We start from the raw sequence: 12,728 nt of genomic DNA, 5'->3' as shown, positions 1-12,728 counted from the left end.
TCGTGCTTCCGTCGCGCAAGCAGCGCTGCGCGGACACCTTCTTGTAAAACCGACCTGCCTTGCGTTCAACTCTCGATCCAAGGCGTTCGCGCATCAGCCGCGATAGCGGCTGCTGTCGCCGATCGCTGCCGTCAGGAGGCCGAGCATCCTCTCGTGCAAGCGCTGCTGCTCGGCCGCGGCGAGCTCGCCGCGGCTGGAGCACGGAACGAGACAACCGAAGAGCGGGCCGCCGACCCGGACGATGGCGGCGAGCGCATGCCGCACCACGGCGAGGCTCATGACGTTGCTGCGTTCGGCAGGCCGGGAAGGGCGGGCCGGCGCTGCTCAGTTCGCCATGATGACGGGAAGTTCGGCCTCGGCCAGGATGTGGCTCGTAGCACCGCCGAAGATCATCTGCCGCAGCCGGCTCTGGGTGTAGGCACCCTTGATCAGGAGATCGGCGCCGAGCCCGGCCGCCTCCTCCAGGATCGCTTCCCCTACGCTGCGCGTGCCCGGCGGCACCTCGCGCCAGTCGACATTGAGCCCGTGCCGCTGCAGGTTGTGGGCGAGCTCGGCAGCGCTCGGGCCCGGTACGGTGCCGCGCTGGACCGTGAGCACCGTGATCCGCTGCGCCTGGGTCAGGATCGGCATGGCGAAGGCCACCGTGCGCGCGGTCTCGGTGCTGCAGTTCCAGGCGACGACGACGTTGTCGCCCATCGTGCGCGGCGGCTGCGGCGGGGCGATCAGGAGCGGGCGGCCGGCCTCGAACAGCGCCGTCTCGAGAGCGGCCATGCTGGGCGAGACCGAATCCTGGAGCGGGCGGCCGAGCACGATGAGATCGAACACCCGGCCGATGCTGCCGATCGCGGCGTGCCCGCTCGAGCTCTCGATCCGCCAGTCGGCGCAAATGCCGCCGGCAGGAGCGCCCGTCCCGCGCGCCAGGCCGTGCCGGTCCATGAACGCCTCGAAGATCTGCCGTGCTCGCTCGGCGCGCTCGCGCGCCTCGCGCTCGAAACTCGCGACCAGATCGGGCGCTGCCGCCACGAAGCCGTCGGCGCCAGCGGCGATGATGTCGGGCTGGCCCGGGCGCATGTGCAGCCCTTCGATGTAGCTGCCGAAGCGCTTCGCGACGAGAAGAGCGCTCTCGAGCACCGAATCGAGCACCGGGCTGATCTCGAGATTGACCAGGATGGTGCGCATGGGTCCCCTTCCATGCTGAGTGAGCCGCGTCCACCCTCTGGGGCTCGCGTCCGACTATCGCCCCGCCCCGCCACGATGCCAATGAAATCTCGGTGCCGAGTCGGTCAGACCCTAGGCCCGTCCTCGCTCGGGATCGCGGCCGCGAGCTTCTGGTAGAGGCGCGGGCGCCGGCGCGGCCGCGATGCCGGAGGCGCCGCTGCGACCGGCAAGTCGGCGACGACGAGCCCGGCGGCCTCCGCTTCGGCCAGGACGCTTCCGTCCTGGCCCAGAAGGCAGCTCCGCGGCGCTCCCGCCGCCGTGCTGCCGTTGGCGTAGACGAGCGGGCAGGCGTTCTCGAAAGCGCGCGTCCGCAGCAGCGCCGAGCCGACGATCGCGGCCTCCGGCCCGTGCGCCGCGAGCACGACCAGGATCCGGCTGCCGGCGAGGGCGAGCGCTCGCGCGGGCTCCGGCGCCTCGATGTCGGCACCGATCAGGATGCCGAGCTTCTCCTGGCCGAGCGGCGCCACCGAGAGCCAGTGGCCGCGGGTGAGTCCTGCCGCCTCCTCCGCCGGGCGGAGATGGGTGCGGCGATAGTTGGCGCGAGCACAGCCGGCAGCGTCCACGAGCAGCGCGGAATCGTAGAGGCGCCCGGTGCAGAGCTCCAGATAACCGCACAAGATCGCCACGGCACGCGCCCGAGCGATCGCGGCGAGGGCTCGGGCGCCCGGCCCGTCCGAGGTCTGGGCGAGCTGCGATGCCGAAGGCCCCTCGCTCGGAGCGCCGGCGAGGAAGAACTGCGGCAAGACCAGAAGCTCCGCCCCTCGTGCCGCCGCGGCCGCGGCCGAACCGTCGATCCGGGCGAGGTTCGCGGCGACGTCACCGGAATGCGGCGCGCCGTGGAGGGCGGCGATGCGCATGCGTTTCAAATCTCCAGTTCACGTTCGACTCACGTGCATGGGATCGGACTTGTTCTTTTATAACAATTACGTAATCTAACGGATATGATCGAGTAATTTTGTTAATCTATATGACATCCAGCAAGAACCACTTCACCACGCACCGACAGCGTAACTTGCAGCGCAACTGGAGCTCGCCATGTCTACCTTTCGCCGACTTGACGGCTCGAGCCGTATGTTGAAACTCGTCCGTGCAAAGACTTTGGCTTCGGCTGCGATCGTGGCCGTACTCGCTAGCGGCATGGCTCTCGCAGACACGGCGCAGATGCCGCCACCGGCCAACGCCAACCTGACGACCACCTACGCCAACAGCGGCTACGCCGACCTCGTGGCGGCAGTCAAGCCGGCGGTGGTCAACGTCCGCATCGATCGCGTCGCGACCGTCGAGGAGATGGGTGGGCCGCAGATCCCGAACATGGACCCCGAGCTGCGCCGGTTCTTCGAGCGCTTCTTCGGCGAGCCCGTCGTGCCGATGCCCCGCCAGCAGCCCCGCCAGCACATCCGCGGCGAAGGCTCGGGCTTCATCATCAGCCCCGACGGCTACATCGTGACCAATGCGCACGTCGCGGGCGGGGCCGACAAGATCATCGTCTCGCTCGACGACGGCACCGAGCTGCCGGCGAAGCTCAAGGGCATCGACGAGAAGACCGACCTGGCACTCCTCAAGGTCGACGCCGGGAGAAACCTGCCCTACGTGACCTTCGGCGACAGCAGCAAGGTACGGGTCGGCGACACGGTCATCGCGGTCGGCAACCCGTTCGGCCTCGGCGGCACGGTCACCGCGGGCATCGTCTCGGCCACCGGGCGCGAGATCGGCAGCGGCCCCTACGACGACTTCCTGCAGATCGACGCGCCCATCAACCGCGGCAACTCGGGCGGGCCCACCTTCAACCTCAAGGGCGAGGTCGTGGGCGTGAACACCGCGATCTTCTCGCCTTCGGGCGGCAGTATCGGCATCGGCTTCGCCATCGCCTCCAACCTCGCCAAGCAGGTGATCGACGATCTCAAGGACGACGGCAAGGTCGAGCGTGGCTGGCTCGGCGTGCAGATCCAGAGCGTGGACGAGGATCTCGCCGCGAGCCTGGGCCTCGACAAGCCCAAGGGGGCGCTGGTCAGCGACGTGCAGAGCGGCAGCCCGGCCGAGAAGGCCGGCATCAAGCGCGGCGACGTCGTCCTCTCCTTCAACGGCAGGCCGATCGACAAGGTGACCCAGCTCAGCCGCGCCGTGGCCGAGGTCCCGGCCGGCAAGACCGCCCAGATCGTCGTCTGGCGCGACGGCAAGGAGAGGACGCTCGAGGCGACGATCGCCCAGATGCCGACGCAGGAGCAGGTCGCGAGCGGCGAGCAGGAGAACAGGAATTCCGACCAGCCCAAGCTCGGTCTGGCGCTGGCCCCGCTCACACCCGAGGAGCGCCAGCGCCTGGGCATCGATGCCGACGTCAAGGGCGTGCTGGTCGCCCAGGTGATGCCCGGCGGGCCGGCCGAGGCCAAGGGCATCCAGCCGGGCGACATCATCCTCTCCGTCGACCACAAGGAGGTCCGCCGACCGCAGGACGTGCTCGCCGCCGTGCGCAAGGCGCACGAGGAAGGCAAGAAGGCCGTGCTGCTCCTGATCTCGCGCGACGGCACCGAGCGGTTCGAGGCGATCCCGTTCGCGACCTCTTGAGCGGCGGCAGGACATCGGGCGCGGATCGGCGGCGCCGACCCGGCCCGATGTCACGGGACGCTTGCGTCGGACGAGCCGGCAGGCCACCTTGGGCAGGAGGGAACGAACATGCACGTGCTGGTCATCGAGGACGACCGCGACGCCGCGGGCTACATGGCGAAAGGGCTCAAGGAGAGCGGCCACAACGTCGACGTCGTGCACAACGGCAAGGAGGGTCTGCTCCTCGCCGCCGGCGCCGATTACGACGTGCTCGTGGTCGACCGGATGCTGCCCGAGCTCGACGGGCTCAACATGGTGAAGACGCTCCGCGCCACCGGCAACCAGACGCCGGTCCTGTTCGTCACGGCGCTGGGCGACGTGGACGAGCGGGTGAAGGGGCTCAGGAGCGGCGGCGACGATTATCTCGCAAAGCCTTACGCCTTCTCCGAGCTCCTGGCCCGGCTCGAGGCGCTCGGCCGCAGGAAGGCCGGCGCCGCGCCCCAAGGTGGCGGGCCCGAGACCGTGCTGCGCTACGACGATCTCGTGCTGGATCTGCTCTCGCGGCGGGTCGAGCGCAGCGGCAAGCCGATCGATCTGCAGCCGCGCGAGTTCAAGCTGCTCGAGGTGCTGATGCGCCATGCCGGGCAGGTGATGACCCGGACCATGCTGCTCGAGAAGGTCTGGGACTACCGCTTCGATCCGCAGACCAACGTGATCGACGTTCATATCAGCCGCTTGCGGCAGAAGATCGACCGTGGCTTCGCGCATCCCCTAATCCATACCATCCGCGGGGCGGGATACAGTCTGCGTGCTCCGGACAAGGCCGCTTAGCACCTCGACCTTCCGGCTGACGCTGGCCTATCTCGGCCTGTTCAGCCTGTCGGCGGCGAGCCTCCTCCTCGTCGTCTACATGGCGAGCGTGCGCTTCATGGAGCGTCAGACCAGGGAGACAATCAGCGACGAGGTGGCGTGGCTGCTCGAGCAGTACGACAGCGGCGGGCTCGGCGCCCTCAGGTCGGCCGTGAGCGAGCGCGCCGCCGCCGAGCCGAACCGGCGGGCGATCTATCTTCTCGTCGACGCCAGCGGCAGCTATCTCGCCGGCAATCTCGACCGGTTCCCGATCGGTCAGGCCGAAAGCGGCTCGTTCTCGAGCTTCGAGGTGCAGGTCACGGCAGGCGGGCGGCGCCTGCCCATCGCCCACGTCGCCGTCGCCGAGATCGTGACGCTCGACGGCGGTGGCCGGCTGCTCGTCGGCCGCGACGTCCACGACAACGTCCAGACGCAGAAGCTCATGGGAATGGCGATCCTCCTGGGCCTCGGCGTCATGGTGGTCCTGGGCATCGTCGGCGGTCTCATCATGAGCCGCTGGATGTTGAACCGCCTCGAGCGGATCAACCGTGCGACGGCGCAGATCATGGCGGGCGATCTCAGCCAGCGCATCCGCACCGACGGCGGCGACGAGTTCACCGAGCTCGCGCAGAATCTGAACGCCATGCTCGAGCGCATCGAGCGTCTGCTCGTCAGCATGCGTCAGGTCACGGACGACATCGCCCACGATCTCCGCACACCCTTGACCCGCATGCGCTCGCGCATCGAGGTGACGCTCATGGGCGAGCCTTCCGCCGAGGAGATGCGCGATCTGCTCGCGGCGACGCTCCAGGACGCCGACCGCCTGATCGAGACCTTCAACGCGCTCCTCGCCATCGCCCGCGCCGAGGCCGGCGCCCAGCACGGCGAATGGGAGCGGATCGACCTCACCGAGCTCGCCCGCGACGTGGTCGACCTCTACGAGCCGCTCGCCGAGGAGCGCGGCATCTCGCTCCAGCTCGTCGGCGGCAAGGGTGCCGTCATCCAGGGCCACCGGCAGCTCGTGGCGCAGGCGATCGCCAACATCACCGACAACGCCGTCAAGTACACGCCCGAAGGCGGCATCGTCACCATCGTCACCAGCGGCACCCCCTCTCCGTCGGTCACCGTCACCGACACCGGGCCCGGCATCCCGCCCGAGCTGCGGGAGAAGGCGAAGGAGCGCTTCGTGCGGCTCGACCCGCAGCGCTCCACGCCGGGCAGCGGGCTCGGCCTCAGCCTGGTCGAGGCGGTGGCCAAGCTGCACGACGCCAGGCTCGAGCTCGGTGATAACATGCCCGGCCTCAAGGTGAGCCTGACCTTCCGCCCGGCGCCGCCGGCCGAGGCCGTCGAGCTGCGCCACGCGGCCGCCGCCTGAGGCTCTGGTGGTCATGGGCGGCTACGGGAAGATGCGGACGGTGCCGGCCTTGCCTGGCCGGGGCGAATGACGCATGTAGGGCCTCTACCGCTGGCGCTGGCGGAAGCCATGGATCCCGACGACAAGCCCGAACCCTCTCCAGCCGCAATGAGCCCCGCGGAGCCGCCACGCGTCCACCGGTTCTACACGACCGACCTCGCACCCTGCCCCTATCTGCCCGACCGGCAGGAGCGTCGTCTGGTGGCGCTGGTCGAGGAGGACGGCGACCGGCTCGATCTTCTGACCGAAACCGGCTTTCGCCGCTCGCAGGGCTTCCTCTACAAACCGGTCTGCCCCGGCTGCCGGGCCTGTGTCCCGGTGCGGATCGTGGTCGCGTCCTTCAGCCCGAGCCGCAGCTTCCGCCGCGTGCTCAAGCACAACGCCGACCTCGTCTGGCAGGAACTGCCGGCGCAGAGCACGGACGAGCAGTTCGCGCTGTTCCAGCGCTACCTGCAGCACCGGCATCGCGACGGCGGTATGGCGCGGATGGACCGCGAGGCCTACCGCGAGATGGTCGAGATGGCACCGGCCACGACCAGGGTGGTCGAGTTCCGCGACGCCGCGGGCGAGCTCGTGGGGGTCAGCCTCACCGACCGGCTGCGCTCCGGCCTCTCCGGCGTCTACAAGTTCTTCGCGCCCGAGGCCGAGCCGCGCTCGCTCGGCACCTTCATCATCCTCTGGCACGTCGAGCGTGCCCGGGCTTTGGGCCTGCCCTACGTCTATCTCGGCTACTGGATCGCCGAGAGCCGGAAGATGGCCTACAAAGCCCGTTTCACGCCTCTGGAGCAGCTGGATGGCCCCGTCTGGCGCTCGCTCTCCCCGGCAGGCGAAGCACAGCGGCCGACCTGGCCCGAGGCCGTCACCAAGAAACGAGGTGCCCCATGAGCGAGACCTTCAAGGCGGTTCTGCTCGAGCAGGCCGACGGCAGAACCACCGCCCGCCTCGCCGATCTGCCGGTGGAGAATCTGCCGCCCGGCGATGTGCTGGTCGATGTCGCCTTCTCGACCCTGAACTACAAAGACGCGCTCGCGATCACGGGAGCGGGCAAGATCGTCCGGCAGTTCCCGTTCGTGCCCGGCATCGATTTCGCCGGGACGGTGAGCCGCTCCGAGCATCCCCGCTTCGAGCCGGGCGACGAGGTGATCCTGACCGGCTGGGGGGTGGGCGAGCGCCATTGGGGCGGGCTCGCTCGGAAGGCCCGCGTCAAGGCGGACTGGCTCCTGCCCCGTCCGGAAGGCCTTTCCCTCGAGCAGGCCATGGCGATCGGCACGGCCGGCTTCACCGCCATGCTCTGCGTCATGGCGCTGGAGGAGCAGGGGGTGACACCCGAGCAGGGCGAGATCGTGGTTACCGGAGCGGCCGGCGGTGTCGGCAGCGTCGCCATCCCGCTCCTCGCGAAGCGCGGCTTCGAGGTGGTGGCATCGACCGGCCGGGCGGCGCTCGCCGACTATCTGAAGCGGCTGGGTGCCGCCGCGGTCGTGGACCGGCGGCAGTTCGCGGAAGGCTCGAAGGCGCCGCTCGATTCCGCCCGCTGGGCCGGAGCGATCGACACGGTCGGCGGCGACACGCTCGTGAACCTCCTCAAGGGCATGCAGTATCGGGGCGTGGTCGCGGCCTGCGGGCTCGCCGGCGGTGCGAACTTCAACGGTACCGTGTTCCCGTTCATCCTGCGCGGCGTGCGGCTGATCGGTGTCGATTCCGTCTACTACCCGGCCGAGCGGCGGGGGGCGGTGTGGACGCGGCTGGCGAGCGACCTCGATCCGGACCTGCTTGCGGGCATGGTGACGCGGATCGGGCTCGCCGACGTGCCGCGGGTGGCACCCGACTTCCTGAAGGGTGCAGTGCGCGGCCGCATCGTGGTCGACACGCGAGCGTGAGCGAAGCCGTGCTCCGGCTCCCATCACGTTGCAGGGAGGCGGGACTGTGCTATAAGCCCCCGCGCCTCGGATCCGGCCCGCCGGCCCGTCCGGCCTCTTCCCAACTACCGGCTCCGGCCAGGCCGCCGCGCCGTCACGCACGTGGTGAAGCGTCGAACATGATGTCGCCCAGGGTTTCCGCCCCGAACGGGCCGAGCCGTCAGCGTCCGGGCTGGTGTCGGCCCGGGACCGGCGGCGCCGGCCCGCTCCGGATCGGGCATCGCGCCGCTCCGGCGGCTGCCCTCCATGCCGATGCCCGGGCGCTTGTCCCACACCCTATTCGCCCATGGCCGCCCTGCCCCGGCCAGCGGCCCCTGCCCGAGGGGCGAAACCGGACGATCGAGCACGATGCCTAAGGTCGAGATCGACACCGCCTACATCGAGAAGCTGGCCGAGCTCCTGGCGCGCACCGGCCTCACCGAGATCGAGATCAGCCAGGCCGACACGAGGATCCGTGTCGCCAAGCAGCTATCCGCGGTGGAGCACGTGCACCATGCCGCTTCCATGCCGACGCCAACCGCCGCGGCACCCGCGGCCATGGCGCCGGCTGCGGTCGAGAGCGCGCCAGCCGCCGATGCCGCGCACCCCGGCACCATCACCTCGCCGATGGTGGGTACCGTCTATCTGGCACCCGAGCCCTCGGCCCCGCCCTTCGTCAAGGTCGGCGACATGGTGAAGGAAGGCCAGACCCTGCTCATCATCGAGGCCATGAAGGTCATGAACGCCATCCGCGCTCCCCGCGCGGGCCGCGTCAGCCGGATCTTCGCCACCAACGCGGCCCCCGTCGAGTACGGCGAGCCACTTCTGATCATCGAATAGCCGGGCGGGGCCGACCGTGTTCCAGAAGGTCCTGATTGCGAACCGCGGCGAGGTGGCGCTCCGCATCCTGCGCGCCTGCCGCGAGATGGGCATCGCCACCGTGGCGGTGCACTCCACCGCCGACGCCTCGGCCATGCACGTGCGCCTTGCCGACGAGAGCGTGTGCATCGGCCCGCCCAAGGCGTCCGAGAGCTATCTCAACCCGGTGGCGATCCTGGCTGCGGCCGAGATCACCGGGGCCGACGCGATCCATCCGGGCTACGGCTTCCTCTCCGAGAACGCCGACTTCGCCCAGATGGTGGAGGAGCACGGCTTCACCTTCATCGGCCCCTCACCCGAGCACATCCGGCTTATGGGCGACAAGATCGTGGCCAAGGCCACCGCAAAGGAGCTGGGAATCCCCACCGTGCCCGGCAGCGACGGGCCGGTGAGCAACGAGGCGCAGGCGATCGAGCTCGCGCACGCGATCGGCTTTCCCGTCCTCATCAAGGCGGTGGCAGGCGGCGGTGGGCGCGGCATGACCGTGGTGCGCGCTCCCGAGCAGCTCGCCGAATCGATGCGCATGGCCCGCACCGAGGCCCAGGCCGGCTTCGGCGACGACCGCGTCTATGTCGAGAAGTTCCTCGAGCGGCCGCGCCACATCGAGATCCAGATCGTCGGCGATGGCAAGGGCAACGTCGTGCACCTGGGCGAGCGCGACTGCTCCTTGCAGCGGCGGCACCAGAAGCTGGTCGAGGAGGCACCCTCGCCCGTGATCGATGCCGCCACGCGCGAGCGCATGGGCAGCCTCGTCGCCAACGCCTTGAAGAAGCTTGGCTACCGCAGCCTCGGCACGGTCGAGTTCCTCTACGAGGACGGCCAGTTCTACTTCATCGAGATGAACACGCGCCTCCAGGTCGAGCATCCCGTGACCGAGCTCGTCACCGGCATCGACCTCGTGCGCGAGCAGATCGCCATTGCCGCCGGCAACCGGCTGAGCTTCGCGCAGAAGGACGTGCGCTTCCAGGGCCACGCGATCGAGGTCCGGATCAACGCCGAGGACCCGCGCACGCTGATGCCGTCTCCCGGCAAGGTCACGACCTACCACGCGCCGGGCGGCCCTGGTGTGCGGATGGATTCGGCACTCTATGCCGGCTACACGGTCCCGCCGTTTTACGACAGCCTGATCGCGAAGCTCATCGTCCACGACGTCGACCGTGCTGCCTGCATCCGCCGGCTCGAGCGCTGCCTCGACGAGGTCGTGATCGACGGCATCCCGTCGAGTGTGCCTTTGCACCAGGCGATCTTCGCCACGGACGACGTCAGGAGTGGCGAGTTCGACACGGGCTGGCTCGGCCGCTTCCTCGCCGGCTGGAGCACCTGACGTGGGGGTGCTGCAGCGGCACGCCGGGGGCGAGCCTTGCTGGGGCTGACGCCCGATTTCCTGCTCAGCGCCTACGCCATCGGGATGTTCCCGATGGCCAACGATTACCACGATGCCACGATTCACTGGATCGAGCCGCGCCGGCGCGGAATCATCCCGCTCGACGGCTTCCACGTGCCGCGAAGCCTCGGGAAGGCGCTGCGGCGCGGCCGGTTCCAGTTCCGGACCGACGCCGACTTTCCGGCCGTCATACGTGCCTGCGCCGAGCCCACGCCCGACCGGCCGCGCACCTGGCTCAATCCCGAGCTCATCGAGCTCTACGTGGACCTTCACCGGCGCGGCCACGCCCACAGCGTGGAGACCTGGCAGGACGGTCGGCTCGTCGGCGGCCTCTACGGCGTCAAGCTCGGGGGTGCCTTCTTCGGCGAGAGCATGTTCTCGCGTGTGACCGACGCCAGCAAGGCGGCGCTCGTGGAGCTGGTCGCCCGCCTGCGCGCGAGCGGCTTCGTGCTCCTCGACACCCAGTTCATCACCGAGCACCTGCAGCGCTTCGGCGCCATCGAGATCAGCCGGGTCGAGTACATGAACCGGCTGCGCCGCGCCCTGCCGCTCGTCGCCCGCTTCCCGACCGAGCCCTACCCGTTCTGGCCGTCGCTCGTGGGCGGCGGGACGGAGCCGCGCTCGGGCGCTGCTTCCGGGGGCGGCTCCAAGGGCTCCGCGCACTCGATCACCCAGACGTCGTAGACCGGATGCTCGAGGGCGGAGATCGAGGGGCTGGAAGCGAACATCCAGCCCGAGAAGGCGGGCTCGAGCGAGCCGTCCGGCTCCACCGCCCGGATCTCCAGGAAAGCAGCGCTCTCGGGCGGCTCGGTCGGCGGCGTGGTGAGGCAGGCGCGAGCCTTGATGCGCAGCGTGCCGAAGGCGACCTCCTCGTCGACCCTCGCCCGGATCACCGTGGTCCGTGCGGTGATCTTGTCGAGCCCCTGCAGCACCGCCATCCGGTGCGGCAGGATCGGACCGTCGGCCCGCACCGGCAGGCTCGCGAGCACGATCCCGGCCAGCGCCGCCATCGCTCCGGCACGGCGGCTCACCGGGGCGATCCGCCCGGGGCCGCGGGTGCCGCGGTGGCCCCGCCCTGTCCCGGCGGCGTCCCCTGCCCGCTCTGCTGGGCGGCGGCCCCCTGGCCCTGGCTGAAGATGTAGCGCCCGATCAGGTCCTCGAGATTGACCGCGGACTGGGTGAGGGTTACCTCCTCGCCGTCCTTCAGGACGCGCTCGTCGCCGCCTGGCACCAGCGAGAGATACTTGCCACCCAAAAGCCCGCTGCTCACGATCGCGGCCGAGCTGTCGGCGGGAACCTCGATCCCCTTCTTGACGCTGAAAGTGACTTCCGCGCGGAAGCTCTGCGGGTCGAGCCGCTCGCTCAGCACGCGTCCGACCTTGATGCCCGAGATCCTGACGTCGCCGCCGACCTCGAGCCCGTCGATCCGCTCGAACTTGGCCCGAAGCGTGTAGCCGCCCGGATCGCCGGCGTCGCTGCGCCCGTAGGCCCAGAACAGGAAGCCGGCTGCCACCAGGAGCACGACGGCGCCCAGCACGGTCTCGATGATGTTGCGTGACATCCGGCTAGCCTCTGACGCAGCTCGTTGGGGTCGGACTCAGGCCTGCTTGTGCGATTCGAGCCCGAGTAGCGCTCGCGCGAACGCGGTAGCCTCGAACGAGCGCAGATCGTCGATCCTCTCACCGACGCCGATCGCATGGATCGGCAAGCCGAAACGGCGGGCGAGCGCCACCACCACCCCGCCCTTCGCGGTGCCGTCGAGCTTGGTCACGATGAGCCCGGTGACGTCGACCATGCTCTTGAAGATCTCGACCTGGTTGTGCGCGTTTTGGCCCGTGGTGGCATCGAGCACGAGGACGACGTCGTGCGGTGCTTCGGGATCGAGCTTCTTCAGCACCCGGATGATCTTCCTGAGCTCGTCCATGAGCGCCTGCTTGTTGTGCAGGCGCCCGGCCGTGTCGATCATGAGGAGATCCGCACCCTGCGCCCGCGCCTGCTCGAGCGCGTCGTAGGCGAGGCCGGCGGGATCCGCCCCCTCCTTGCCGCGGATGACGGGAACACCGTTCCGCTGGCCCCAGATCTGGAGCTGCTCGACCGCCGCCGCGCGGAACGTGTCGCAGGCGGCGAGCACCACCTTGAGCCCGGCGGACACGGCCTGGTTCGCGAGCTTGCCGATGGTCGTGGTCTTGCCGGTGCCGTTCACGCCGCACACCAGCACCACCTGCGGCTTGAAGCGGGCGCGATGCGGCAGAGCCTCGGCCACGGGCTCGAGCTCCTTCGCGATCGCCGCGGCGAGGGCTTCGCGGACCTCGGTGTCGGTCACCTCCTTGCCGAACCGGTCCTTGGCCACGGCCTTGACCAGGACGGCGGCGGTGTCGACCCCGAGGTCGGCCATGATCAGGGCCTCCTCGAGCTCCTCCAGCGTCTCGGCGTCGAGCTTCTTGCGCGCGACGACGTGCGCGATCTGCTCCTTGAGGCTGCTCGAGGAGCGCGACAGGCCGGCCTTGAGCCGGCTGAACCAGCCTTGTTTCCCGGTGCCGATCATTTG

14 protein-coding genes are annotated in these 12,728 nt (G+C 69.6%); 8 read left to right on the top strand and 6 right to left on the bottom strand.

Annotation, left to right across the window (positions count from 1 at the left end; translation table 11 throughout):
- Positions 1–93: 93 nt before the first annotated feature.
- From U1T56_RS16770 to U1T56_RS16760, 3 genes are all read right to left on the bottom strand, one after another.
- Entirely contained in the window at positions 94–279 is a 186-nt protein-coding gene (locus U1T56_RS16770) for a hypothetical protein (RefSeq protein ID WP_418160639.1), read from the bottom strand.
- A 45-nt stretch (positions 280–324) separates the two neighbouring features.
- Complete coding sequence (locus U1T56_RS16765) at positions 325–1,179, bottom strand: universal stress protein (protein WP_418160638.1); 855 nt, start codon at positions 1,177–1,179, stop codon at positions 325–327.
- Between the two features lie 104 nt (positions 1,180–1,283).
- A complete protein-coding gene (locus U1T56_RS16760) occupies positions 1,284–2,075 on the bottom strand; it encodes a nitrilase-related carbon-nitrogen hydrolase (RefSeq protein WP_418160637.1) in 792 nt (263 codons plus the stop codon).
- A gap of 280 nt (positions 2,076–2,355) precedes the next feature.
- Between U1T56_RS16760 and U1T56_RS16755 the strand changes: the two genes are divergently transcribed.
- From U1T56_RS16755 to aat, 8 genes are all read left to right on the top strand, one after another.
- On the top strand, positions 2,356–3,780 hold the full coding sequence (locus U1T56_RS16755) for a DegQ family serine endoprotease (RefSeq protein WP_418160636.1): 1,425 nt from the start codon (positions 2,356–2,358) through the stop codon (positions 3,778–3,780).
- Positions 3,781–3,888: 108 nt separating this feature from the next.
- Entirely contained in the window at positions 3,889–4,590 is a 702-nt protein-coding gene (locus U1T56_RS16750) for a winged helix-turn-helix domain-containing protein (RefSeq protein WP_418160635.1), read from the top strand.
- Positions 4,568–5,983, top strand: a complete 1,416-nt coding sequence (locus U1T56_RS16745; protein ID WP_418160634.1) for a sensor histidine kinase — start codon at positions 4,568–4,570, stop codon at positions 5,981–5,983. Before U1T56_RS16750 ends, U1T56_RS16745 begins: the two co-directional genes overlap by 23 nt.
- A gap of 147 nt (positions 5,984–6,130) precedes the next feature.
- Entirely contained in the window at positions 6,131–6,907 is a 777-nt protein-coding gene (locus U1T56_RS16740; protein ID WP_418160633.1) for an arginyltransferase, read from the top strand.
- On the top strand, positions 6,904–7,899 hold the full coding sequence (gene acuI / locus U1T56_RS16735) for an acrylyl-CoA reductase (NADPH) (RefSeq protein WP_418160632.1): 996 nt from the start codon (positions 6,904–6,906) through the stop codon (positions 7,897–7,899). The genes U1T56_RS16740 and acuI overlap by 4 nt, the downstream gene beginning before the upstream one ends.
- Positions 7,900–8,286: 387 nt before the next feature.
- Positions 8,287–8,757 (top strand): acetyl-CoA carboxylase biotin carboxyl carrier protein, encoded by a 471-nt coding sequence (gene accB / locus U1T56_RS16730; protein WP_418160631.1) that lies wholly within the window; start codon positions 8,287–8,289, stop codon positions 8,755–8,757.
- 16 nt (positions 8,758–8,773) lie between these two features.
- Positions 8,774–10,120, top strand: a complete 1,347-nt coding sequence (gene accC, locus U1T56_RS16725) for an acetyl-CoA carboxylase biotin carboxylase subunit (RefSeq protein WP_418160630.1) — start codon at positions 8,774–8,776, stop codon at positions 10,118–10,120.
- A 36-nt stretch (positions 10,121–10,156) separates the two neighbouring features.
- Positions 10,157–10,864: a leucyl/phenylalanyl-tRNA--protein transferase gene (gene aat, locus U1T56_RS16720; RefSeq protein WP_418160629.1), complete on the top strand. Its 708-nt coding sequence runs from the start codon at positions 10,157–10,159 to the stop codon at positions 10,862–10,864.
- Here aat and U1T56_RS16715 read toward each other — a convergent pair.
- From U1T56_RS16715 to ftsY, 3 genes are read right to left on the bottom strand one after another with little or no spacing between them, the layout of a single operon-like run.
- A complete protein-coding gene (locus tag U1T56_RS16715) occupies positions 10,756–11,211 on the bottom strand; it encodes a DUF2155 domain-containing protein (RefSeq protein ID WP_418160628.1) in 456 nt (151 codons plus the stop codon). The two genes, aat and U1T56_RS16715, sit on opposite strands and share 109 nt — an antisense overlap.
- A complete protein-coding gene (gene mlaD, locus U1T56_RS16710; RefSeq protein ID WP_418160627.1) occupies positions 11,208–11,741 on the bottom strand; it encodes an outer membrane lipid asymmetry maintenance protein MlaD in 534 nt (177 codons plus the stop codon). Before mlaD ends, U1T56_RS16715 begins: the two co-directional genes overlap by 4 nt.
- A gap of 36 nt (positions 11,742–11,777) precedes the next feature.
- Complete coding sequence (gene ftsY, locus U1T56_RS16705; protein ID WP_418160626.1) at positions 11,778–12,725, bottom strand: signal recognition particle-docking protein FtsY; 948 nt, start codon at positions 12,723–12,725, stop codon at positions 11,778–11,780.
- Positions 12,726–12,728: the final 3 nt, after the last annotated feature.

The sequence above is a fragment of the Benzoatithermus flavus genome (genome assembly GCF_037908215.1).
Classification (GTDB): domain Bacteria; phylum Pseudomonadota; class Alphaproteobacteria; order Geminicoccales; family Geminicoccaceae; genus Benzoatithermus; species Benzoatithermus flavus.
The sequence above is the reverse complement of the archived record's forward strand: the minus strand, read 5'-3'. Positions and strand labels throughout refer to the sequence as shown.